The 24,474-nt window shown below is 69.9% G+C and carries 16 protein-coding genes; 7 read left to right on the top strand and 9 right to left on the bottom strand.

Annotated elements, in window-relative coordinates; translation table 11 throughout:
• Positions 1 to 100: 100 nt before the first annotated feature.
• On the top strand, positions 101 to 1,201 hold the full coding sequence (locus tag WFQ05_RS10830) for a sterol desaturase family protein (RefSeq protein WP_130528480.1): 1,101 nt from the start codon (positions 101 to 103) through the stop codon (positions 1,199 to 1,201).
• Positions 1,202 to 1,237: 36 nt separating this feature from the next.
• Here the strand turns inward: WFQ05_RS10830 and ybaL are convergent, their stop codons facing one another.
• The 4 genes from ybaL to WFQ05_RS10810 form a co-directional block, all read right to left on the bottom strand.
• Positions 1,238 to 2,965, bottom strand: coding sequence for a YbaL family putative K(+) efflux transporter (gene ybaL, locus WFQ05_RS10825; RefSeq protein ID WP_337053822.1), 1,728 nt, complete (start codon positions 2,963 to 2,965; stop codon positions 1,238 to 1,240).
• 326 nt (positions 2,966 to 3,291) lie between these two features.
• On the bottom strand, positions 3,292 to 4,248 hold the full coding sequence (locus WFQ05_RS10820; protein WP_337053821.1) for a DMT family transporter: 957 nt from the start codon (positions 4,246 to 4,248) through the stop codon (positions 3,292 to 3,294).
• A gap of 107 nt (positions 4,249 to 4,355) precedes the next feature.
• Entirely contained in the window at positions 4,356 to 5,183 is an 828-nt protein-coding gene (locus tag WFQ05_RS10815) for an AraC family transcriptional regulator (protein ID WP_337053820.1), read from the bottom strand.
• A 795-nt stretch (positions 5,184 to 5,978) separates the two neighbouring features.
• A complete protein-coding gene (locus tag WFQ05_RS10810) occupies positions 5,979 to 8,396 on the bottom strand; it encodes a TonB-dependent receptor (protein ID WP_337053819.1) in 2,418 nt (805 codons plus the stop codon).
• Between the two features lie 279 nt (positions 8,397 to 8,675).
• Here WFQ05_RS10810 and WFQ05_RS10805 point away from each other — a divergent pair, with 279 nt between their 5' ends.
• Positions 8,676 to 10,538, top strand: coding sequence for an ATP-binding cassette domain-containing protein (locus tag WFQ05_RS10805; RefSeq protein ID WP_130517261.1), 1,863 nt, complete (start codon positions 8,676 to 8,678; stop codon positions 10,536 to 10,538).
• Positions 10,539 to 10,547: 9 nt separating this feature from the next.
• Here the strand turns inward: WFQ05_RS10805 and WFQ05_RS10800 are convergent, their stop codons facing one another.
• Positions 10,548 to 11,423, bottom strand: a complete 876-nt coding sequence (locus tag WFQ05_RS10800; RefSeq protein WP_337053818.1) for a LysR family transcriptional regulator — start codon at positions 11,421 to 11,423, stop codon at positions 10,548 to 10,550.
• A 169-nt stretch (positions 11,424 to 11,592) separates the two neighbouring features.
• Here WFQ05_RS10800 and bla point away from each other — a divergent pair, with 169 nt between their 5' ends.
• Positions 11,593 to 12,510: a class A beta-lactamase gene (gene bla, locus WFQ05_RS10795; protein WP_337053817.1), complete on the top strand. Its 918-nt coding sequence runs from the start codon at positions 11,593 to 11,595 to the stop codon at positions 12,508 to 12,510.
• A gap of 1,043 nt (positions 12,511 to 13,553) precedes the next feature.
• Here the strand turns inward: bla and metK are convergent.
• Positions 13,554 to 14,765 carry a methionine adenosyltransferase gene (gene metK, locus WFQ05_RS10790; RefSeq protein ID WP_130517268.1) on the bottom strand — a complete coding sequence of 404 codons (1,212 nt, stop codon included), beginning with the start codon at positions 14,763 to 14,765 and terminating at the stop codon, positions 13,554 to 13,556.
• Between the two features lie 225 nt (positions 14,766 to 14,990).
• On the opposite strand from metK, the gene WFQ05_RS10785 reads away from it, so the two are divergent.
• The 4 genes from WFQ05_RS10785 to WFQ05_RS10770 all read left to right on the top strand — a co-directional run bounded on the left by WFQ05_RS10785 (position 14,991) and on the right by WFQ05_RS10770 (position 20,985).
• Positions 14,991 to 16,697: a GNAT family N-acyltransferase gene (locus WFQ05_RS10785; protein ID WP_337053816.1), complete on the top strand. Its 1,707-nt coding sequence runs from the start codon at positions 14,991 to 14,993 to the stop codon at positions 16,695 to 16,697.
• Positions 16,694 to 17,491, top strand: a complete 798-nt coding sequence (locus WFQ05_RS10780; RefSeq protein ID WP_130517272.1) for a UDP-2,3-diacylglucosamine diphosphatase — start codon at positions 16,694 to 16,696, stop codon at positions 17,489 to 17,491. Before WFQ05_RS10785 ends, WFQ05_RS10780 begins: the two co-directional genes overlap by 4 nt.
• Before the next feature lie 78 nt (positions 17,492 to 17,569).
• Positions 17,570 to 19,648: a hypothetical protein gene (locus tag WFQ05_RS10775; protein WP_337053815.1), complete on the top strand. Its 2,079-nt coding sequence runs from the start codon at positions 17,570 to 17,572 to the stop codon at positions 19,646 to 19,648.
• Between the two features lie 221 nt (positions 19,649 to 19,869).
• Positions 19,870 to 20,985, top strand: coding sequence for a metal-dependent hydrolase (locus WFQ05_RS10770; RefSeq protein WP_337053814.1), 1,116 nt, complete (start codon positions 19,870 to 19,872; stop codon positions 20,983 to 20,985).
• Here WFQ05_RS10770 and dusB read toward each other — a convergent pair.
• The 3 genes from dusB to WFQ05_RS10755 all read right to left on the bottom strand — a co-directional run bounded on the left by dusB (position 20,931) and on the right by WFQ05_RS10755 (position 24,422).
• Positions 20,931 to 21,929, bottom strand: coding sequence for a tRNA dihydrouridine synthase DusB (gene dusB, locus WFQ05_RS10765; RefSeq protein WP_337053813.1), 999 nt, complete (start codon positions 21,927 to 21,929; stop codon positions 20,931 to 20,933). The two genes, WFQ05_RS10770 and dusB, sit on opposite strands and share 55 nt — an antisense overlap.
• Positions 21,930 to 22,019: 90 nt before the next feature.
• Positions 22,020 to 22,970, bottom strand: a complete 951-nt coding sequence (locus WFQ05_RS10760) for a ribokinase (protein ID WP_130528491.1) — start codon at positions 22,968 to 22,970, stop codon at positions 22,020 to 22,022.
• A gap of 153 nt (positions 22,971 to 23,123) precedes the next feature.
• Positions 23,124 to 24,422 (bottom strand): nucleoside transporter C-terminal domain-containing protein, encoded by a 1,299-nt coding sequence (locus WFQ05_RS10755; RefSeq protein WP_337053812.1) that lies wholly within the window; start codon positions 24,420 to 24,422, stop codon positions 23,124 to 23,126.
• Positions 24,423 to 24,474 lie beyond the last annotated feature (52 nt).

Here is a 24,474-nt window from a genome sequence, read left to right as displayed (position 1 = left end):
CCCCAATCCCCGACGGCAACAGCCGTCGAGGACAGCTTGGCGAAAGCCAGCCGCGTGATGCTGTGAGGGCCGGCCTCGTGCCCCTCTTCGCCGTCTTCGCATGTCTGGTTTCGCCCTGGTGTCGTCCGTCGCCCATGCCTGGTCCACGCTGGTCGACCTGTTCTCGCGGCATGCCGTAGCGCCGCTGCTGGACGCGCTGCACCTGCGTGGCCTCAGCGACGACCCGCACGACATCGCCGCCTCGCTGCTGATCGCCGCGCTGCAGCTGGCGATCATCGGCCTGGTCTTCCGCCCGCTGGAGAGCCTCTGGCCGGCCGAGCGCTGGGAAGATCGGCGGCTGGCGCGGATCGACTTCCACTACACCTGGGTGATGCTGGTCGGGGTCTTCCCGCTGTTCTCGTTCCTGGTGCTGACGCCGCTGGCCAACCTGGCCGGCGGCGGCGCGGATGCCGGCACTGCCGGGCACGGCCTGCGCGACGCTTGGCCCTGGCTGGACCGCCATCCTGCGGTGCTGTTCGTCGCCTACTACGTGGTCTACGACTTCACCTACTACTGGATGCACCGCGTGCAGCACTGGATGCCGTGGTGGTGGGCGATGCATTCGATGCACCACAGCCAGCGCCAGCTCAGCTGCTGGGCCAACGACCGCAGCCATTACCTGGACGGGGCGCTGCAGTCCTTCGTGCTGGCCGGGGTGGGCGTGGCCTTCGGCATCCGCGCCGACGAGTTCGCCTGGATGATGCTGCTGGGCGAGCTGGTGCAGAACTTCTCGCACGCCAACGTGCGCATCGGCTTCGGCCCGGTGCTGGGCAGGGTGCTGGTGGATCCCACCTTCCATCGCCTGCACCACATGGTCGTCGATCCGCAGCGGCCCAACCTGCACAACTGCAACTTCGGCCAGGTGCTGGCGGTGTGGGACGTGCTGTTCGGCACCGCGCTCTACGGCGAGCCGGTGCGGCCCACCGGCGTGGCCGACCCGATGGTCGACCGCGACAACGAGCTGGGCCTGGTGGCGATGCAGTGGGAGACGCTCAAGCGCTTCTGGGGCGCGGTGCGCTGCCGCGCCGGCTGGACGCCGGGGGACGTGGCCTTCGATGCGCACTATCGGCCGGTGCCGGTGCAGCACGAGGCGCATGCGCCGGTGCCGGCACACGGTGCGCAGGGCGTGCCGGCGCTGGAGGGCGAGCGCGTCCGCTGCTGATCCGGCCCGCGGCGCCGGGGCGGGCGTGCGGCCGCCTCAGGCAGACGTTGCGGCCGGCTCGGCAGCGGGCGGGCGGCCCTGGCGGTAGGGCGGCATGGCCATGATCATCTCGGCCAGCGAGAACGCCAGTTCGCGCTCGGCCAGCACGGCGGCATCGGCGCCGTGTTCGAGCAGGTGTTCGACCTCGGCCTCGCTGTGCGCGCGCGCCAGCACGGTCAGCTCGGGATTGAGTGCGCGCAGCTTGGCGATGGCCTCGCCGGCCTCCAGCGGCTGCGGGATGGCCAGCACCGCGATGCGCGCCTTGTCCGGCTGGGCCTCGGCCAGCACCGCATCGGCCGCGGCGCTGCCGCGGATGGCGGAAATGCCGGCCGCATGCGCCTTGTCGACGTTGTCGCGGCTGTCGTCGATCACCACCACCGGCACGCCGCGCTCGTGCAGCACGTGCACCAAGTTGCTGCCGACCCGGCCATAGCCGATCACGATGGCGTGCTCGCCGGCGCGCAGCGGCGGGCCGGGCAGGGGCTCGGGCTCGACCGCCGGAATGCCGGGGGCATCCTGCGGATGGCGCCGCAGCCAGCGGTCCAGCGCGGTGAACAGGAAGGGGTTGGCCACGATCGACAGCAGCGCGCCGGCCAGGATCAGGTCGTGGCCCTCCTGCGGCAGGATCTTCAGGGCCAGGCCCAGGCCGGCCAGGATGAAGGAGAACTCGCCGATCTGCGCCAGGCTGGCCGAGATGGTCAGCGCCGTGCCCTTGGGATAGCCGAAGCTGCGCACGATGGCATAGGCCGCCAGCGACTTGCCGACCACGATGATCAGGAAGGTGGCCAGCACCTGCAACGGGTACTTCACCACGATGGTCGGGTCGAACAGCATGCCGACCGAGACGAAGAACAGCACCGCGAACGCATCGCGCAGCGGCAGCGAATCGTTGGCCGCCTTGTGGCTGAGCTCGGACTCGTTGAGCAGCATGCCGGCGAAGAACGCGCCCAGGGCGAAGCTCACGCCGAACAGCTTGGCCGAGCCGAACGCCACGCCCAGCGCGATCGCCAGCACCGACAGGGTGAACAGCTCGCGCGAGCCGGTCGCCGCGACGCGCTCCAGCGTCCAGGGGATGACCCGGCGCCCGACCAGCAGCATCACCGCCACGAACGCGGCCACCTGCAGCAGCGTGGCGCCCATCGCCTTGGCGATCTCCATCCACGCGCCGCCGCCGGCCTGGGCGCCGGCCTCGCCTTCGCCCAGCGCGCCGGCCAGCGCCGGCAGCAGCACCAGCGCCAGGACCATGGCCAGGTCCTCCACGATCAGCCAGCCCACCGCGATGCGGCCGCGGCTGGTGTCGAGCATGCGCCGCTCCTCCATCGCCCGCAGCAGCACCACGGTACTGGCCACCGACAGCGCCAGGCCGAAGACGAAGCCCTGCATCGGGTTCCAGCCCATCCACCAGGCCAGCCCGAAGCCCAGCAGCGTGGCCACGGTGATCTGCACGACCGCGCCGGGGATGGCGATCTTCTTGACCGACATCAGGTCTTCGAGCGAGAAGTGCAGGCCCACGCCGAACATCAGCAGCATCACGCCCAGCTCGGACAGCTGCGTGGCCAGGTCCTGGTTGGCGACGAAGCCGGGGGTGAACGGCCCGACGATCATGCCGGCCACCAGGTAGCCCACCAGCGGCGAGAGCTTGAGCTTGTTGGCCAGCGCGCCCAACACGAAGGCCACGGCCAGGCCGACGGCGATGATGTCGATCAGGCTGGTGTCGTGATGCATGGGCGTCCTTCGTGTTGCGAGCCGTCGAGTTTGGCTCAGCATGAACAGGCTGCGCAAATCGAAAATGACCGAACGGTTCATGCGGCCTATCGCTCATGACCGAACCGACAGCTGCGATGCCCCGACCTTACGCCCATCGCCGTTCGCTTCATGCCGATGCGATCTTGTGGTGGCTGCGCGCCCCGCTCGGCGCCACACGCCCCCAACCGCCGTCTTTCCCGCGAACGCGGGAAGTGCCTTTCGGCAGACGCATGTCTGACTATCCGTGGATTTTGGCGATCACGCGCGAAACGCCAAGGTGGCGGCACCCGGCGCCGCACAGCGCGCTATGGATGCACTTCCGGCCGGATACGCACGGCCACCAGCACGCCCGCGATCAGCAGCCCGATCCCTAGCAGCATCACGCCGCCGGGCCAGCTGCCGCGCAGCAGGAAGGCGTAGAGCAGGGCGGCCAGGGTCTCGAACACGATGAGCTGCCCCACCAGCGCGGTGGGCAGGCGTTGGCTGGCGGCATTCCAGCACAGCGTGCCGGCCCAGGAAGACAGCAGCCCGATGGTGCCCATGAGGCCGACGAAGGCCCAGGGGCGCGGACCCAGCGGCGCCACATCGGCCGCCGCGCTCGCCGTTGCGTAGCGCCAGGCCAGATAGGCGGCATAGCCGAGCAGGGCGATCGGCAGGGTCGCCAGGCCCTGGGCCGTGGCCCAGGCGCGCGCCTTGCGGTTCGGATGGGCGCGCATCCAGTCGCCGTTGCGCAGGGGATACCAGGTCCAGCAGCCGACGGCGCCCACCGCGAGGATCGCGCCCCACAGGTAGCGGCTGCGCTGGGCCGCAGAGGCGTGGGCGAGTGCGGCCATCTCGACCTGGTTGACGCAGGCGATGCCGGCCAGGATCACCACCAGGGCGGGGGCGAGGCGGGGCCAGGGCAGACGCCCGTCGCGGGCGTGGTTACGCAGGTTGGCGGCGATGGCGATGACCACGGGCAGGGTGCCGATGATCATGGTCGGCAAGGGCGCGCCGGCGCGCTGGATGGCGCTGGAAAGACACAGGTAGTACAGGAAGTTGCCGACCAGCGAGAGCTTGAGCGCTTCGGTCCAGTCGGCGCGCGTGAGTCGCCGCAGTTCGGCGCGGTCCCACCAGGCCAGCGGCAGCGTGATCAGGCCGAACGCCAGGTAGCGGCCCAGGGTGTGGAGGATGGGCGGGTACTCGGGCAGCAGCAGTGGCCCGACGAAGACCAGGCCCCACATCAAGCCTGCCATCAAGGCAAATGCCACGCCTGCGCCCATGGTCGGTGTTCCCCTGCGATGCCGATGCCGTCACGTCAGGCCGCAGGGTGGCGCGTGGGCGCGGCCGTCGTCTTGTACCAGCTTGCGCTTGCGGTCGTATCGGAGGCTCAGCGGATCTGGCGTTGATAGCGCGCCGGGGTGACGCCGTAGCGGCGTGCGAAGGCGCGGGTCAGGTGGGCCTGGTCGGTCAGGCCGGTGGCCGCGGCGACCTCGGCCGGGCGCATGCCGCGGGCCAGCAGGCGCTTGGCTTCGGCCAGGCGCAAGGCCATCAGCATCTGGTGGGGAGTGAGGTGGTATTGCGCCTTGAACTTGCGCAGGAAGTGGAAGGGGCTCAGGTTCGCCACGGCGGCCAGGTCGGCCAGTGCCAGCGGCTCGTGCAGCGCGGCGCGCATGGCCTCGATCACGGGCGCGAGGCGTGCGGTGGCGCCATCGCGGAGCTCGCGCGTGGCGGTGCGCGCCAGGGGGCGCAGGCTGGCGATGAATTCCAGCAGCAGGCCATCGGCCTGCAGGGCATCGCTGCATTGCCACAGGTGCTGATGCAGGCAGGTCAGGCGCTGCGCGAGTTCGGGATGGCGCGATTCCACCACGTCGCCGAACCACCAGTGCGCTTCGCCGCTGAGCGCGCTGACCAGGCTCGGATCCAGATACAGCATGCGGTAGCGCCAGCCGCCTGCGGTTTCGGCGCGGCCGGTATGCGGCACGTCGGGGTGCATCAGGACGAGGGACTGTGGGGTGGCGAGGTGGTCGGCGCCGCGATAGCGGAACCGTTCGACGCCGGTCTCGATGATGCCCAGTCCGTATGCCTGGTGCGTGTGCGGCTCGAAAGCGTGCTGCACGATGCTTGCGCGGTAGAGCTCGGCGCCCGGCCGGCCCGCCACGTTCCGAAATTCGGCGTGGTCTTCGGAGGCGGTCAGGGGCTCTGGCAGGTGGGGCATGCCGAGAGTCTAAGAGCGATGCGCGTCCTGGTGGCGGTGCTTGAGTCAGGCTTTTGACCAATCTGCTACTTGCAGCGTCATTCGCGTCTGGAGCTCAGTGCTGCAATGTTCCGGCCTCGTCGTTCCAGGGGCCGGGTGTTCTAGTTCCGTCGAAGAACAAAAAGCGTTCTTTGCCTGATTAGGCATCGCGGCGCGTGGTTGTTGTTTTGGCTTCGGGTGGGCAGCGGTCCGGCGGGCGGTGTCCGCTTTTCCCTCGGTCAGGGCATCCTGCCCTGACTCGGGCGCTCGGCGTCCTGCCTCGCTAGGCGCGGCCACCGCCCGCCGGCCCGCTGCTGCGTGCGTTTGGTTGAAGGGCTTCGGGTTGAAGGAAGTCTCGATCCATCTGCCCCAAGGCTCGACCCGATCGGGCCATGCGGAAAGCGGGCCATGATGGCTCGCGACGGCGCGTGGGTGCGATGCGTCCTTGCGGAATGCCGACGACAGATGCGTTGTCGGACCCCATCGTGGGAGCCGCCATGGCGGCGATGAGGCTCTACCGGGCATGTCTGAGTCGCGATTAGGCTTTACCGGGAAAGCCCCATCGCCGCCAAGGCGGCTCCCACCAGGCATGGTGAGGAGTCTCAATCCTCTCCGGTCCAAGGCTAAGCCAAGAGAGCTGGCGAGCCGAGGAGCCGCGCCAAGCCGGATCGAGGCGATGAACGAAGTGCGCTCACCAACCTCGTGCCTGGGCGCAAAAAAAAAAGCCCCGGCCAGATCGGCCGGGGCTTTGGGTTCACGCGATGACGCTGGAGCGGCTTACCAGGTGTAGGCGATGCGGCCGTACACGTAGGCGCCGTTGAAGCCGAACGGCGAGTAGTTGCTGTACGGGAACACGCCGCTGGTCGAGTTGGCGTAGGTGTTTTCCTGCGGATAGGTGTCCAGCACGTTGTCCGCACCCACCGTCAGCGTCCACTGCGAGGTCGGCTTGTAGCTGGCGTTGACGTCGACCAGCCACTTGGCGTCGAAGGTCTGGTCGTTGGCCGGCGTGGTCGAGTTGCGCACGGTGACGCTGCCATAGCGCGTGCCGGTCAGGCCCACGCTCCAGTGGTCGCTATGCCAGGTGCCGCCGACGATCGCCTTGCTCTTGGGGAAGCTGTCTTCCAGTCGGCCGATCTCGTCGCGCCCGACCAGGCCGGTGGTGATGCCCAGGCCGGTCAGCACGGCCGGCGAGGCGTCCAGGCGGGTCACCTCGGTCTTGCCGTAGCTGTAGCTGGCGGTCAGGTCCAGGCCGCTGGTGGCGAAGGGGATCGCATAGGTGCCCACCACGTCCACGCCGCGGGTGCGGGTGTCGGCGGCGTTGGTGAAGTAGCGGAACTGGGTCACCTGGTCCTGGCCCAGGCTGGTCAGCAGCGCGCGCGCGGCCGGGGTGGTGTTGACGTTGGAGGACAGCAGGATGCGGTCGTCGATCTTGATCTGGTAGGCGTCGACCGTCAGCGAGAACGCATCGGTCGGCTGCAGCACCAGGCCCACGCTATAGGAGGTCGAGGTCTCGGCCTTGAGCGGCTTGGCGCCCAGGGCCTGGGCCACGGCGGTGTCGGCCGGGAAGGTGCCGGACTGGAAGAACACGCCGTTGTTGATCGTGCTGGAGATGGCCTGGAAGCTCTGCTGGGCCAGCGACGGGGCGCGGAAGCCGTTGGACGCCGTGGCGCGCAGGGCCACGCGGTCGGTGAAGGCGTAGCGCGCCGACAGCTTGCCCGAGACCTTGCTGCCGAAGTCCGAGTAGTCCTCGTAGCGACCGGTCAGGCCGGCGGAGAACTTGTCGGTGAAGTCGGCTTCCAGCCCGGTGTAGACCGCGTAGCTGTGGCGGTCGGCATGCACGGCGTTGGCCGGGGTGAAGCCGCCGAAGCCCTGCGCGCCGGAGCTGGAGCCGGCGATGCCCTGGCCCGCGTTGGCGTAGGAGCCGTACTCGCCCGGCGACTGGTTCCACTTCTCGCCGCGGTACTCGGCGCCGAAGGACCAGGTCACCGGATAGGCCAGGCCCCAGTCCAGCGCCTGGGTGAAGTCGGCGTTGAAGATGTTCTGGGTGTACTCCAGCGCGCCATCGTAGAAGCTGGTCGGGCTGGCCGCGCCGAGCGTGTAGTTGATGGTGTTGCGGGTGTGGTAGTCGATCTTGTTGTAGCCGTAGTTGTAGCTGACGTCCCAGGTGAAGCCGCCGTCGGTGTTGCCCTTGAGCCCGGCGATCAGCGAGCGGTCCTTGGAGTACTGGTTGATCACCGGCACGTAGCCGTCCGGATAGAACTGCGCCAGCAGCGCGCTCTGGTTGTTATGGTTCTTCGAGCGGTAGAAGGCGTAGGAGTCGATGTCGCGGTTGCTGGCGATCGCCGTGGCGTAGGCGCTGAGGTGGTCGCTGAAGTCGAAGCTGGTGTTGGCCGACACCGCGCCGGCGTTCACGTCCGGGTCGCCGATCACGAAGGCCTTCTGGCCCACCGAGGGGAAGTTGCCGGTGTTGGGCGTGCTGCCGGCGTAGGCGCCGGAGCGGTTGGTCGGATCCTGGTAGCCGACCTGGCCGGCCACGTGCAGCTTGCCGCGACCGTCGGCGAAGCCCACGCCCGCATCGCCGGAGAGCTGGTACTGCTCGCCGTCGCCCTTGGCGTACTTGCCGTAGTTCACCGCCAGGCTGCCGCCGCTGCCGGCGCCCTTGAGCACGATGTTGACCACGCCGGCGATGGCGTCCGAGCCATACTGCGCCGAGGCGCCGTCGCGCAGCACTTCCACGCGCTCGATGGCCGCGACCGGAATGCTGTTGAGGTCCACCGCCGAGGAGCCGCGGCCGATGCTGCCGTTGAGGTTGATCGCGGCCGAGCTGTGGTAGCGCTTGCCGTTGACCAGCACCAGCACCTGGTCGGGCGAGAGCCCGCGCAGCTGCGCCGGGCGCACGCCGCTGGTGCCGTCCACCAGCGCCGGGCGCGGGAAGTTGAGCGAGGGCAGGGCGCGCGAGAGCGCGGTGGCCAGTTCAGTGGTGCCGGTGGACTGCAGGGTCTCGGGCGAGATGATGTCGATCGGCGACTGGGATTCGGCCACGGTGCGGTCGGCCACATGCGTACCGGTGACGATCACGGTATCCAGCGTGCTGGCTTTGACGGGCGCCGAAGAGGCGGCGTCCTGGGCGAAGGCGGGGGCGGCGGCCAGGGCGAGAGCCACGGCGGCGGCGAGGGGACTGGTCTTGCGGTTCATCTGTGCAACTCCGGTAATAAAGGCTCGCATCGCTGGGGGAGGGCTCGTCACCTGAACAGGGGGCGAGGTCGCGATGCACTTTCGAATTAACGCTTTTCTAACTGATGTGTCAAACCCGGTTTCGGCTGAAATCGCTTTGGCCGTGCGCGCCGCGCGCCGGAGAATCCGCGGTTGCGGCGCCCCGCGCGGGCTCCGAGTCAAGTATTCGTTAACGTTAGAATGGCGTCGCAGGAAGGGTCCTCATCTCCTCATGCCCTTCGGTTATTTCGGAAAACCCCCATGATTTCGTTGCGTAATTTCGCCCTCCGTCGCGGCGAACGCCTGCTGTTGTCCAATGTCGACCTGGCCATGCACGCCGGCTACCGGGTCGGCGTGGTCGGGCGCAACGGCACCGGCAAGTCCAGCCTGTTCGCCGCGGTGAAGGGCGAGCTGGAGGCCGACAAGGGCGATGTCGAGCTGCCTGGCAAGGTGCGCATCGCCAGCGTGGCGCAGGAGACCCCGGCCCTGCCTGATGCGGCGCTGGACTTCGTGCTGGGCGGCGACACCGAAGTGGCCGCCGTGCTCAAGGCCGAGGCCGATGCCATGGCCGCCGAGGATTGGGAAGCGGTGGCCGCCGTGCACATCCGCATGGAGGAAGTCGGCGGTTACGACGCCCAGGCGCGCGCCGGCAAGCTGCTGCACGGCCTGGGCTTTCCGGCCGACACCCACCAGCGTGCGGTCAAGGACTTCTCCGGCGGCTGGCGCGTGCGCCTCAACCTGGCGCGCGCGCTGATGATGCCCAGCGACCTGCTGCTGCTGGACGAACCGACCAACCACCTCGACCTGGACGCGGTGTTCTGGCTGGAGCAGTGGCTGCTGAAGTATCCCGGCACGCTGCTGCTGATCAGCCACGACCGCGAGTTCCTGGACAACGTGGCCACCCACACCCTGCACCTGCATGGCGGCGGCGCCAAGCTCTACGTCGGCGGGTATACCGACTTCGAACGCCAGCGCACCGAGCACCTGCGCCAGCAGCAGATCCAGCACGAGAAGGCCGAGGCCGAGCGCGCGCATCTGCAGAGCTTCATCGACCGCTTCAAGGCCCAGGCCAGCAAGGCCAGCCAGGCGCAGAGCCGCATCAAGCGCCTGGCCAAGATGGCCGGCACCGAGGCGGTGCGTGCCGAGCGCGAGTTCCGCATCGAATTCGCCGCGCCGGCGCGCCTGCCGTATTCGCTGATCCGCCTCAACCATGTCGAGGCCGGCTACGGCGAGGACACGGTGATTCTGCACAAGGTCGGCTTCGGCCTGGAGGCGGGCGACCGCATCGGCCTGCTCGGCCCCAACGGCGCGGGCAAGTCCACCCTGGTCAAGACCCTGGTCGGCGAACTGGCGCCGGTGCACGGCGAGCGCAGTGCGCACCCGGACCTGTGCATCGGCTACTTCGCCCAGCACACGGTCGAATCGCTGCACGAGGGGCAGTCGCCCATTGACCACTTCCGCGAGATCTCCCCGGATGCGTCCACCCAGTCGTTCCGCGACTTCCTGGGTAAGTGGAACTTCCCCGGCGATCGAGCCTTCGAGGTGGTCGATGGTTTCTCCGGCGGCGAGCGCGCGCGCCTGGCGCTGGCGCTGATCGCCTGGCAGCAGCCCAACGTGCTGCTGCTCGACGAGCCGACCAACCATCTGGATCTTGAGATGCGCGAGGCGCTGGCCGAAGCGCTGAGCATCTTCGAGGGCGCCATCGTGATGGTCAGCCACGATCGCCATCTGATCGGCCTGGTCTGCGACACCTTCTGGCGCGTGGCCGATGGCGTGGTCGAACCGTTCTCCGGCGACCTGGACGACTATGCCGCCTGGCTGCGCACGCGCCCGGCCGCGCAGGGCACCAAGCAGAAGCTGGCCCAGGCCGCGCCCACGCCACCGCCGCCGACCCCGCCGCTGGTGCAGAAGAAGCCGCCGAACCCGCACAAGCTCAAGGCGGCCGAAGACAAGGTGGCGCAGCTGGAAGCGGCCGTGGCCGCGATCGATGCGCAGCTGGCCGACCCGGCCAATGCCGCCGACGGCAGCCGGCTGGCCGCGCTCGGCCGCCAGCGCGAGCAGGCCGCCGGCGACCTGGCCAAGGCCGAGGCCGCCTGGATGGCGCTGTACGACGACGCGGCCTGAGCCGGCGCGTCAGTCGTCCTGCGCCACGCGCTGTTCGAGCCAGCGCCGGAACTGCTGCGCGGCCGGGCTTTCTGGCCGCGAGCGCAGCCGGGTGAGCCAGTAGCGACCCAGCGCGATGTGCAGATCGAATGGCCGCACGAGCTGGCCGCTGTCCAGCGCCTGCTGGAACAGCTCCACCGGCAGCAGCGCCACGCCGGCGCCCGCGGTGGCGGCCGCGGCCATCGCCAGGGAAGTGTCGAACACCGGCCCGCGCGCATCCAGCGGCGCGATGCCGGCCGCCGCGCACCAGCGCGACCATTCGTCCTGCCGGTAGGTGCGCAGCAGCGTGTGCGCGGCCAGGTCCTCCGGGCGGTGCAGGGTCCTGGCCAGGGCCGGGGCGCACAGCGGCGCGAAGCGCACCGCCATTACCGGGGTGCTGTGCTGGCCAGGCCAGTCGCCCTCGCCGAAGCGGATCGCCAGCTCCAGCCCCTCGCCGGCCAGATCGACGCGGTTGTTGTGGGTCTGCAGGCGCAGGTCGATGGCCGGATGCGCCGCGCCGAACTGCGCCAGGCGCGGCAGCAGCCAGCCGATGGCGAAGGTGCCGACCACGCCGACGTTCAAGGTCTCGCGATAGCGGCCGTCGGTGAAGCGATCCAGCGTGGCGGCGATGCGGTCGAAGCTTTCGTTGAGCATCGGGTACAGCGCCGCGCCCTCGTCGGTCAGCGCCACCCCGCGCGCCAGCCGATGGAACAGCACCACCTGCAGGCGTGATTCCAATACACGGATCTGATGGCTCAGCGCGGCCTGGCTGATGTGCAGCTCCAGCGCGGCGCGGGTGAAGTTCAGGTGGCGCGCGGCGGCCTCGAAGGCGCGCAAGGCATTGAGTGGCAGGGCGGATCGGAGCATGACGACCGGTTCGGGAGGGAGCGGATGCAGGCGCGGCGGCGGGGCGTCGTGCGCCGGGCACTGTAGCCCAAGCCATCGATCCAGCTTATGGCTGCCCCTGAAACTTCGCGCTGGTGGCCGCGGGGCTGCCTTCCAATAATCCTGGGACCCAACCGTTCGGAGTGCCGCCATGTCTGACCGTCGTCGATTCCTCCAGCGCAGCGGGACCGCGCTGCTCACCGCCTTCGCCGCGCCCTGGGCGGCCGCCGTCGCCCCGGTGGCGCCTGCCGCCGCGAAGGGCGGCGTGGCCGCGGCCATCGCCGGCGCCAAGGACTTTGCCGCGCTGGAGCAGGTCAGCGGGGGACGGCTGGGCGTGACCCTGCTGGAGGTCGGCACCGGCCGCCGGATGGGCCGCCGCCAGGACGAGCGCTTCCCGATGTGCAGCACCTTCAAGGCGCTGCTGGCCGCGCACGTCCTCAGCCTGGCCGACGCCGGGGCGCTGTCGCTGGATGAGCGCCTCCCGATCCGTCAGGCGCAGCTGCTGTCCTGGGCGCCGGAGTCGGAGCGGCACGTGGGCAAGGACCTCACCGTGCGCGATCTCTGCCGCGCGGCCGTCACCAACAGCGACAACACGGCGGCCAATCTGCTGCTGGCGCGGGCCGGTGGGCCGCCGGCGCTGACGGCGTTCCTGCGCAAGCAGGGCGACGCGGTGACCCGCAGCGATCGCTACGAGCCGGAGATGAACAACTTCGCGCCGGACGATCCGCGCGACACCACCAGCCCTGCGGCGGTGGCCGCCAGCCTGGCGCGCTTCGCGGTGGGCGATGGCCTGTCCAAGGCGTCGCGTGCGCAGTACGCGGACTGGCTGATCGACAACCAGACCGGCGACGACTGTCTGCGCGCCGGCCTGGGCAAGCGCTGGCGCGTGGGTGACAAGACGGGCAACAACGGCCGCGACACGCGCAACGATCTGGCGGTGCTGTGGCCGCTCGCGGGCGGCACACCGTGGGTGCTGGTGGCGCTGCTGCAAGGCGCCCGGGTCGATGCGGATCAGCGCGACGCGGTGCTGGCGCGCGTGGGCGCGCTGGCGGATCAGATGATCGGTTGAGGGCGAGGCTGCGTTTCGCATGTTGCCGGTTCTTCCGGTTGCATGATCTTGGCGTTTGGGCGTTCGGCTTCGAAGAGCAGCGCTACGGCCGACGGTGTTCGCTTGTCCCTCGGTGGGGTCATCTGCCGCGCCTTACGTGTCTATCGTCGTTCCCGCGAACGCGGGAAACCAGGGACTTTCGCTCGGAGCACCAAGACCAGGTTCTTCCCGCGATCCTGAGGTCGCGTTGCACCTGTGCGTTGTGACTTCGGAGGAGCGGTGCTTCCGGCTTCGGAGGGGCAGCGGTCCGGCGGGCGGGGGCCGCTGATCCCTCAATCAGGGCATCCTGCCCTGATTCGGGCGCTCGGCTCCTACCTCGCTAGGCGCGGCTCCCGCCCGCCGGACCGCTGCTGCACGCGTCACGTCGCAGGACTTCGGTTTGCGGGGCGGGGGCTTTCGAACCTTCCTCGCGCGTAACGCGATCAGTGACGGGAAGGTGTCGACTTGAGGCCCCCTCCCTTGCGCGCAGCGCAGGGGAGGGATGGGGAGGGGTCGGGGCTTTCCCGGTCGAGCTACCGAAGCAAGAGCAAAAGCACCCCACCCCGGCCCTCCCCTTCGCCCGCGGCGAAAGGGAGGGGGCAGAGCGCTGCTCGATGCCTTCGAGTTGGAAGACGTCCTGATCCATCCACAGTGGGGCTTCCACCGGTCGGCGCTGATCCCATGTGGGAGCCGCCATGCCTCCCACTTGTAGAGCGGAGCTTGCTCCGCTGGGGCTCTCCCTACGACCGAACGAAGAGCAGCGGAGCGAGCTCCGCTCTACAGACGGGCGGCTGCTAGATTTGAGAGACAGTTGCTCCCACAAGAGCATGCAGCGCTGTCCATCCTTTTCATCCCGACGTCCGCTGTCGTTGGCGGATCGAGCCGAGGAGCCGCGCCCGGCCGGATCGCGGCTGGGTGGCGACGTCCGATTTTGCAGCGGCCAGAATCTCGGCGAAGAACCAATAAACAAAAAGGCCGCTTCTTAGCGGCCTTTCTGCGGTCTGCGGCGCTGGTGCGCGGCAGGCTTACTTCAGCTTGGCATCGGCGCGCAGGGCGTCGGCCTTGTCGGTCTTCTCCCACGAGAAGGCGGTGGCGGTGTGCTGCGTGCCGGCGCCGTCGGTGTAGGTGAATTCCTTCGGCTTGCGGCCGAAGTGACCGTAGGAGGCGGTCGGCTGGTACATCGGGTGGATCAGGTCGAGCATCTGGATGATGCCGTACGGACGCAGGTCGAAGTGCTTGCGGATCAGCTTCTCGATCTTCTCGTCGGCGATCTTGCCGGTGCCGAAGGTGGTGACCGAGATCGAGGTCGGCTCGGCCACGCCGATGGCGTAGGAGACCTGCACCTCGCAGCGGTCGGCCAGGCCGGCGGCGACCACGTTCTTGGCCACGTAGCGCGCGGCGTAGGCGGCCGAGCGGTCGACCTTGGACGGATCCTTGCCCGAGAACGCGCCGCCACCGTGGCGGGCCCAGCCGCCGTAGGTGTCGACGATGATCTTGCGCCCGGTCAGGCCGCAGTCGCCCACGGGACCGCCGATGATGAACTTGCCGGTCGGGTTGATGTGGAACTTGGTGCCCTTGTGCAGCCACTTGGACGGCAGCACGGGCTTGATGATCTCCTCGCGCACGGCCTCGATCAGGTCCTTCTGCTTGATGCCCGGATCGTGCTGGGTCGACAGGACCACCGCGTCGATGGCCGTGGCCACGCCGTCCTCGTAGCGCAGGGTGACCTGCGACTTGGCGTCGGGGCGCAGCCAGGACAGCGGCGAGTTCTTCTTCTTGCGGATCTGCGCCTGGCGCTCGACCAGCCGGTGCGAGAGGTGGATCGCCGCCGGCATGTAGCTGTCGGTCTCGTTGGTGGCATAGCCGAACATCAGGCCCTGGTCGCCAGCGCCCTGTTCCTCGGGCTTCTTGCGGTCCACGCCCTGGTTGATGTCCGGCGACTGCTTGCCGATCAGGTTGAGCACGCCGCAGGTCTCGCCGTCGAAGCCGACCTCGGAGCTGTTGTAGCCGATGTCCAGGATGACCTTGCGGGTCAGGGCTTCCAGGTCGATCCAGGCGCTGGTGGTCACTTCGCCGGCCACGATCGCCACGCCGGTCTTGACCAGCGTCTCGCAGGCCACGCGGGCGCGCTTGTCCTGGGCCAGGATCGCGTCCAGGACGGCGTCGGAGATCTGGTCTGCGATCTTGTCCGGATGGCCCTCGGAGACCGATTCGGAAGTGAACAGGTAGCTGGACATCAGGCTTATATCCTTTGATTCGGATGAAAAGATGGCCGCGCATGATACACGCGCGGCGCCGGCCGCGCATGGTGGCGTGCCCCGTGTTGCCGGGACGTTACTTTCCGCGCGCCGGCCCGCGGCCGGGCGGTGTCATCGCCGTGCCGCATGCGTGCAACGCGGCTGACGCCATCGCGGCCCAGTCTGGCGTTCCAGATCCGCCGCTGACCGGGATGGGACCCGACCATGCGCCCTCTGGAAGACACCCTGCTCGAACGTTATCCGCGCTGGTTCGGCGGTCGCCGTGGCCTGCTGACCCGGCCGCTGCTGCGCCGCTACGGCCACTGGTCCGGCCTGGACCAGGCGCTGGCCTTCCTGAACGCGCACCGGGACAGCACGCCCTGGGACTTCGTCGCCGCCGCGCAGGACTTCCTGCAGCTGGACGGCAGCTTCGATACGCAGGCCCTGGCGCGCATTCCCGCCAGCGGCCCGCTGCTGGTGGTCGCCAACCATCCTTCCGGCGCGCGCGATGCGATGGCGCTGCTGCATCTGGTCGGCCAGGTGCGGCGCGACGTGCGCATCGTCGCCAACGAGGTGCTGACCCACATCGCGTCGCTGCGCCCGCTGCTGCTGCCGGTGCGCGTGTTCGGCGGCAGCTCGGCCGCCGGCAGCCTGCGCGCGGTGCGCGCGGCGCTGGATGCCGGACAGTGCGTGATCGTGTTTCCGGCCGGCGAGGTGTCGCGCCTGTCGCCGCTGGGCGTGCGCGATACGCGCTGGCGGCCGGGATTCGTGCGCTTCGCCCGGGCCAGCGGCGCCAAGGTGCTGCCGGTGCGCGTGCAGGCACGCAACTCGGCGCTGTTCTACGGCGCCTCGGCGGTGTTCAAGCCGGCCGGCACGGTGCTGCTGCCGCGCGAGATGTTCGCGCGCCGCCAGCAGCCGCTGCGCCTGTACGTGGGCCAGGCGCAGGCGCTGGCCACGCACGCCGACGAGACCACCGTGCTGCGCCAGCTGCGGCGCGCGCTGTATGCGCTCGGCAGCCGCGCCGATGCCGGGGCCGAATCGCCGGCCGCACTGGTCGCGCCGGTGCCGGTGGCGCAGCTGCGCGCGGCGATCGCGGCGCTGCCGAGCTTCGGCCGCACCAGCGAGGGCCGGCGCATCGTCGCCGGGCCGCTCGCCTCCGACTCGCCGCTGCTGCGCGAGATCGGCCGCCTGCGCGAGCTGACCTTCCGCAAGGTGGGCGAGGGCACGGGCCGGGCGCTGGACGTGGACGACTACGACACCTGGTACGACCACATCGTGCTGTGGGACGAGGAGGCCGGCGCGGTCGCCGGCGCCTACCGCGTGGCGCGCGGGGCGCAGGTGCTGGCCAGGCGCGGGCTGGCCGGGCTGTACACGGCCAGCCTGTTCGACTGGTCCGAGGGCGCGCTGCCGCGCATCGCCCAGGGCATGGAGCTGGGCCGCAGCTTCGTCGCGCCCGACTACTGGAACAGCCGCAGCATCGACCAGCTGTGGCAGGGCATCGGCGCCTACCTGGTGGCGCATCCGCAGGTGCGCTATCTGTTCGGCGCGGTGTCGATGAGCGCGGCGCTGCCACAGGCCGCGCGCGAGCAGATCGTGGCCTATTACCAGCGCTTCCACGGCCAGGACGCCGGCGCCACGGCGCGCCATCCCTTCGTGCTGCAGGCGGTGCCGGCGGCGTTCGAGACGCTGGATGCGCAGGCGGCCTTCGCCGTGCTGCGCGAGAACCTCGCCGCGCTCGGCGCCCAGGTGCCGATGCTGTTCCGCCAGTACACCGAGCTGTGCGAACCGGGCGGCGCGCGCTTTCTGGCCTTCGGCGTGGACGCCGACTTCGCCGGCTGCGTCGACGGGCTGATCGAACTGGACCTGGAGCGCATGCACACGCGCAAGCGCCAGCGTTATCTGCACACCCCCACGCAGGAGCAAGCCGCATGAACCGCGCCGTGTTCGTCTCCGATGTGCACCTGGGCTCCACCCATTGCCATGCCGCCGAGTTCGCCGACTTCCTGACCCGGCTCAAGTGCCGGCAGCTCTATCTGGTCGGCGACATCGTCGATCTGTGGTGGATGTCGCGGCGGCGCGCGCGCTGGGACGCCGCACACCAGCGCGTGGTCGAGGCGCTGCACGCGCTGGCGCGCAACGGCACCGAGCTGATCTACGTGCCCGGCAACCACGACCGTGCCGCGCGCCGTTTCTGCGGGCTGATGCTGCCGGCCATGCAGGTGCGTCGCCGCGTGATCCACACCACGGCCGACGGCCGCCGCCTGCTGGTGGTGCACGGCGACGACTACGACGCGGCCACGCACTTCGGCGGGCTGCAGGAGCAGTTCGGCGACTGGCTGTACTACCGCATCCTGACGGGCAACAAGCTGGTCAATCGCATGCGGCGGCGCTTCGGCCTGCGCTACTGGTCCCTGGCCGAATACCTCAAGCGCAAGAGCGCGGCGGCCGAGCGCTATATCGCCCGCTTCGTCGAGGCCGGCCTGGCCGACGCGCGCCGGCGCGGCCTGGACGGCATCGTCTGTGGCCACATCCATCGCGCCGCGCTGATCCGACGCGACGGTCTGGTCTATGCCAACGATGGCGACTGGGTCGAGAGCCTCACCGCGCTGTGCGAGACCGCCGACGGCAGCCTGCAGCTGGTGTCCCACGCCGGCCAGGTGCTGAGCGAACTGCCGGCGCGCCTGCGCCTGGTACCGGACGAGCCGGCGCTGCCGCAGGCGGCCTGAGCGCGCGCTCGATGTAGTCGCGCTTTCGTTCCGCGCGGCGCCTGTCCGGGTGGCGCCGCGGGCTGCGTGTGCTGGGGCATGGAGCCAAGACTGCGCGCATCATTCCCCGGACTGCTGCTGATCGCGGCCCTGCTGGCGTTGGCGCTGGCGCGCGCGATGGTCGGCACCGCCCGCGATGGCCTGACCCTCGACGAGCCCTACCACTACGCCGCCGGTGTGTCCTACGCGCGGCTCGGCGACTACCGGATCAATCCCGAGCACCCGCCGCTGGCCAAGCTGTGGACCGGCTGGCTGGCGCCTGCCTCGGTAGTGCTGCCGCCGCTGCGCGAGCTGCACGAAAAGGACGACGAGCGCATCTACACCCAGTCCATGGCCTACCTGGACAACGCGCCGGCCGATTCCCAGCACCACATCCGCGTGGCGATGTTCGCGCTCAACCTGCTCCTGCTGGCCGCGCTGGCGCTGCTGGTATGGAAGGTGGCGGGTCTGTGGTGGGCGGCCGGGCTGCTGGCCTGGCTGGCGGTGGATCCCACGGTCGGCGCGCACCTGCCGGTGCTGATGACCGACCTGCCGGTGGCCCTCGCCCTGGGCATGAGCGCGGCCAGCGCGGCCTGGCTGGCCAGCACCTGGCGCTGGCCGGCCTGGCTGGCCTTCGCGCTGTCGGCGGGGCTGGCGCTCGGGTCCAAGCACTCGGCCCCCGGCGCGGTGGCCGGCATCGGCGTGGCGCTGCTGCTGGCCGCGGCCTGGCGGCACTGGCGCAGCCGGCGGGATGCGCTGCCCGGCGCGCATGAGCGCGGTGCGACCCTGCTGGCGCGGTGGGCGGCGGTCGCGCTGGCCGCCCTGGTCGCGGTGGCCGTGCTGTGGTCGCTGTACGGATTCCGCTTCCATGCCGGGCGCGATGGCAGCGACGCCTTCAATCGGCCGATGGCGCCCAAGATCGACGACTTGGCCTCGCCCGTGCAGCGCCAGGTGCTGCATGCGCTGGACGACGCGCGCCTGCTGCCGCGTGCCTATCTGTGGGGCATGGCCGACACGCTGCGCGCCGGCGTGGAAGGCCGCGGCCAGCGCGAACACAAGCTGTTCGGCCACGACTTCAAGGGCGCGCCGCCGTGGTTCTTCTGGCCCGGCGAGCTGGCGGCCAAGCTGCCGCTGCCGCTGCTGGCCGGCGCGCTGCTGGGCCTGTTGGCGCTGTGGCGCGCGCCGCTGTCGAGCGGGCAGAAGCACCTGCTGCTGACCATGGGCGCGCTCGGCGCGGCGTACTGGGCCAGCCTGCTCGGCTCGCGCGGCACCTATGCCGGTGTGCGCCACGCGCTGCCGCTGTTCCTGCCGCTGGCCACGCTGGCCGGCGCGCTGGCCTGGCGTGCCTCGGTGTCGGTCCGGCGGCGCTGGCTGCTGCCGCTGGCCTTCGCGCCCACCGCGCTGGCGCTGGTGATGACCGCACGCGAGCCGCGGCTGTGGGAGTACTTCAACGAACTGGGCGGCGGCAGCGCGGACGGCTGGCGCAACTTCTCCGATGAAGGCGTGGACCTGGGCCAGCGCCTGCCCGAGATCAGCCGCTGGATGCAGACCCACCAGCCGCCGGGAACCACGCTCTACAACAGTTATATGTACATGCCCGAATGGGTGCGCGGCAGCGGCTCGCCGCTGCGCGAATACGTGGAGAGCGTGGACGACACCAATCTCGCCGGGCGCTACGCCGGTCTGTTCGTGATGCGGTTGAGCAGCACCATTCCCGAGCCCGAGTACAACTGGAATCCGGCCGTCACCATGCGCAACCTGCATCAGGTGGGGCGGATCGGCGTGCTGGGCATCTGGCAGGGCCGGATGGACGACAAGCGCCTGCGCGTGCGCGGCCTGTATCGCGAGGTGCTCAAGGAGGTCTATCGCACGCCTTCGCCCGACTGGCGGCAGGTGGCCACGCGCTGCGCGGAGATCCTCGAGGCGGTGCCGTTCGCCACCGGCTGCTACGTCGAGCGCGGCAATGCACTGGCGCGGCTGGGCGATGTCGCCGGTGCGCGCAAGGCCTGGGCAGGCGGGGCCGATCAGCTTGCGCCAGACGATCCCATCGGCCTGCAGCTGCGCGCGCTGGTCAAGGCCAGCGAAGGCGATCGTCTTCCGGCCAACTGGCGGCCGGTGCGCAATCCGAGCCTGGAGTAAGGCGCTTCGGCCCGTGCTGATCGCGGGCATCGGCATGCGTCGGGCCTGAAGCCAAGGGACCGGGCCGTGCGTGCGTGGCATCCGGGCAGGGCGGCTTGATCGGCAATCCCATCGGGCCGCTCGTGCAATGCAATGCATGGCGCAGTCGCGCGCTGATGGCTCCACATGAAAGCAGCGGCACATGGAACCCGCAGCCCCGACCAAGCAGGCATGATGCGGGCATGGATTCGGTCACTCATCTTCTGCTTGGCGGCGCCATCGGCGCGGCCCTCGCCCCGGCGGGTCAGCGCCGGGCCGCCATCCTGGCCGGCGCGGCGCTCAACACCTTGCCGGACCTGGACGTGCTGCTGCTGCCCCGGTTCACCGACGATCCGGTGATGCTGATGACCTGGCATCGCAGCTTCCTGCATTCGGTGTTCGTGCTGCCGCTGATCGGCGCGCTGGTGTGGTGGGTGTGCCGGGTGCGCGGCACGCGGGTCAATTCGGCACCGGTGCGCTGGTTCTGGCTGATCCAGGCCTGCCTGCTCAGCCATCCACTGATGGACGCCTGCACGGTCTACGGCACCTCGCTGCTGTGGCCGCTGGATGTGCCACCGACGATGTGGTCGCTGTTCTTCATCATCGAACCGGCCTTCACCCTGTGGCTGCTGCTGGGCTGCGTCATCGCCTGGTGCGTGCCGCGCAAGCCGCTGGGCCAGCGCGGCGCGATCGCCGGCCTGGTGCTGGCCGCCGGCGTGCTGGGCGTGGCTGGCCTGGCCAAGGCGAGGGTCGATCGCGAGGCCGAGCGCACCCTGGCGGCGATGGGCCTGGGCGATGCGCCGCGCTTCTCCACGCCGATGCCGTTCTCCACCCTGCTGTGGCGGGTGGTGGCGATGACGCCGTCCGGCTATGTCGATGCCGAACGCTCGGTGTTCGATCGGGGGCCGATGGTGTTCCGCGGCCATCCCTCCGACACCCAGGCGCTGGCCCAGGCGATGCGGATCGGCATCCCGGCGGTGACGCGGCTGGACTGGTTCAACCACGGCTTCATGCGCGCCAGGGTGCAGGACGGGCGGCTGGTGCTGTCGGACCTGCGCATGGGGCTGGATCCGGACTACACCTTCAATTTCGCCGTGGCCGAACTGCGCGACCAGGGTTGGCAGGCGATGGCGCCGCAACAGATCCAGGCGCCGCTGCCGATTTCAGGCGTTGACGGCTTCAGGCGATTGATCGGCGCGGTGTGGCAGCGCACCTGGCAGGAGGACGACACGCCGCTGCGGGCGCTGATCTTCGGGCCGCAGGCTCAGGCGGCGTCGGCGAACGACACCGCCACGCCGGCCTCCAGCGCGTCGAAGTAGTCGCGCGTCAGGCGCAGCTGTTCCTCGGCGCTCTCGGCGCGGTTGACCACCGCGCGGAAGGCGGCGTTCTCCGCGCGGTCCTTGGCGTACCAGCCCAAGTGCTTGCGCGCGATGCGCACGCCCTGCGGTTCGCCGTAAAACTCGTGCAGGGCCTGCAGATGGCCGAGCAGGATGTCGCGCACCTCGCCGATGGTGGGAGGCGGCAGTTCCTCGCCGGTGGCCAGGTAGTGGGCGATCTCGCGGAAGATCCACGGCCGTCCCTGCGCGGCGCGGCCGACCAGGACCGCGTCGGCGCCGGTGTCGCGCAGCACCTGTGCGGCCTTGCGCGGGGAGTCGATGTCGCCATTGGCGAACACGGGGATGTCCAGCGCGGCCTTGATCGCGGCGATGGTGTCGTACTCGGCCACGCCGGTGTACTGCTGATCGCGGGTGCGCCCGTGCACGGCCAGGGCGGCGATGCCGGCGTCCTGGGCGATGCGGGCGATGGTCGGCGCGTTGCGGTGCTCGGCGTCCCAGCCGGTGCGGATCTTCAGCGTCACCGGCACGTCCACGGCCTTGACGACAGCTGAGACGATGCGCGCGACCAGCGCTTCATCGCGCATCAGCGCCGAACCGGCCCAGGCGTTGCACACCTTCTTGGCCGGGCAGCCCATGTTGATGTCGATGATCTGCGCGCCGTGGTCGACGTTGTAGCGCGCGGCCTCGGCCAGCTGCGCGGGCTCGGTGCCGGCGATCTGCACGCTGACCGGCGCAGGTTCGCCCTCGTGGTCCATGCGCCGCAGCGACTTGTCGGTGCTCCAGAAGCGCGGATCGGAGATGGTCATCTCCGACACGGCCAGGCCCGCGCCCAGCCGCTTGCACAGCTGCCGGAACGGCTTGTCGGTGACCCCGGCCATCGGCGCCAGGATCAGCGGCGGTTCGATCTTGTAGGGGCCGATGCGCATGGGCTAGGGGCGAGGAGTGAGCGAGGAGGAGTGAGGAGTGAGCGGAGCAAGACGTAAGCAGGTGCTTCTACTCATTCCTCCACGCGATCCTCAGCTTTCCGGCGTGAGCCGCGGCATCGACACCGCCGCGCCCTCGCTCTCGGTCGAGCGCGCGGCGAAGCGGTTGGCGAAGCGCACGTGCAGGTTGAACGCGGCCTGCGGCGCATGTGCCAGCGAGGCGGCCAACGCGCCGTTGAAGGCATCGCCCGCGCCGGTGGTGTCCACCGTCTGCGCGGTGTCGGCCGCCACGCGGTAATAGGCCTGCGCGTCGCCGCGCAGATGCTCGTCCTCGTGCGAGACGAAGGCGCCGACCGCGCCCAGGGTGATGACCACCGTGCCGCCGGGCAGCAGCTGGCGGCACAGGCCGTGCAGCGTGTTGCCGTCCAGCGCGGCCACATCGTCGCCTTCCATGCGCTGGCCGACATGGCGGCCCAGCAGGGCGGCGAACTCGGTCTCGTTGGGCGTCAGGATGTCGCTCTGGCGCAGCAGCGCGATGCTGGCCACCGCGTTGGCCGGGGCGGGGTTGAGGATAGTGGTCACGCCCGCGGCGCGCGCGCTGGTCAGTGCCGCCTCGATGCTCTCCAGCGGCGACTCCAGCTGCGCCAGCACCACCTGCGCGCCGGCCAGCAGCGGCTGCTGCTGGGCGATGAAGCCGGGGCTCAGGGTGAAGTTGGCGCCGGGGCCGATCACGATGGTGTTGCGGCCGTGGTTGTCCACGTAGATGCCGCCGGTGCCGGTGGGTTCGTTGCTGGCTTCGGCGACGACCTGCACCCCGTCCTGCTCGGCCAGGCCGCGCGCCATCGCACCGCCGACATCGCCGCCCAGCGCGCACACGAACGTGGTCGCCGCGCCCGCGCGCGCGGCCGCGATGGCCTGGTTGAAGCCCTTGCCGCCGGGGCCGGAGCTGTAGCGCCCGGCGATGGTAGCGCCGGCGGTGGGCAGCGCATCGCAGCGCCAGACGTGGTCGACATTGAACGAGCCGACGACAACGACAGAACTCATAGACATCTCTTCTTCGAATCCAACATAAAAACGGCGGCCGCAAAGCTGCCGTCGGGGGCGTCAGTATGCCGCAGCGCGGCACAGGCCTAGCGGCGAACGGCGTCAGCAATGCTGAACGAGGCGCGCGCGGTCAGCGCGCGCGGGCGACTTGGTTCAGCTGAAGTGGCTCAGCACGCCGGCGATGGTGGCGGTCATGAACGTGGCGATCGAGCCGCCCAGCACCGCGCGCAGGCCGAAGCGCGCCAGGTCCGCGCGGCGCTCCGGGGCCAGGCCGCCGATGCCGCCGATCTGGATCGCGATCGAGCTGAAGTTGGCGAAGCCGCACAGCGCGTAGGTGGCGATCAGGCTGCCGTCGGCGCTGAGCGACACGCCCGGCACCTGGCCGTTCACGATGCGCGCCAGCTCGGTGTAGGCGACGAATTCGTTGATCACCACCTTCTGCCCGATCAGCGAGCCGACCGTGGTCGCGTCCACCCATGGCGTGCCGATCACCCAGGCCACCGGCGCCAGCACATAGCCCAGGATCGTGGCCAGGTTGGTCGGCCGGCCGATCGCGGCGGCCAGGCCGCTCCATTCGCCGAACCAGGTCAGCGGCGCGTTGAGCAGGGCGATCAGCGCGATGAAGGCCAGCAGCATCGCGCCGATGTTCAGCGCCAGGCGCAGGCCGTCGCCGGCGCCGGCCGCGGCCGCGTCGATGACGTTGCTGGTGGTCTTTTCCACTTCCATCTTGACCGTGCCGCGGGTCAGCGGCGTGCCGGTCTCGGGGATCAGGATCTTGGACACCACCAGCGTGGCCGGCGCGGCCATGATCGAGGCCGCCAGCAGGTGCTTGGCGTAGAAGGCCTGCTGCACCGGGTCGCCATTGCCCAGCATGCCCACGTAGGCCGCCAGCACGCCGCCGGCGATGTGGGCCATGCCGCCGATCATCATCGTGATCAGCTCCGACTCGGTCATCCGCGGGATGTACGGGCGCACGGTCAGCGGCGCCTCGGTCTGGCCGATGAACACACTGGCGCAGACGCTGGTGGTTTCCGCGCCGGACACGCGCATCACCTTGGTGATGGCCCAGGCCATCGCCCGCACCACCGCCTGCATCACGCCCAGGTGATAGAGCACGCCCATCAGCGCGGAGAAGAAGATGATGGTGGGCAGCACCTGGAAGGCGAAGATGAAGCCCGCCTTGGGCACGTCCATCAGGCTGCCGAAGATGAAGTTGGAGCCTTCGCCGACGAAGCTCAGCACCTTCACGAACACCTTGCCCAGCCAGTCGAAGACATCGCGCCCGCCGGGCACCAGCAGCACCAGCGCGGCGAAGCCGATCTGCAGCGTCACGCCGGTCACCACCAGGCGCCAGTCGACCGCGCGCTTGTTGTTGGAGAACAGCCAGGTGATGCCCAGCAGCACGACCAGCCCGAACAGGCCGAACGCGGCCCGCGATACACCTTCCAGCATTGCGATCCCCAAGACCACGCGACGTCGAAGCGATGCAGCCTAAGTGAGGGGG

This window comes from Pseudoxanthomonas sp. USHLN014 (genome assembly GCF_037153335.1).
Lineage (GTDB): Bacteria > Pseudomonadota > Gammaproteobacteria > Xanthomonadales > Xanthomonadaceae > Pseudoxanthomonas_A > Pseudoxanthomonas_A winnipegensis.
Note: the sequence above shows the minus strand (reverse complement) of the source record. Positions and strands in the feature narration are given on the sequence as shown.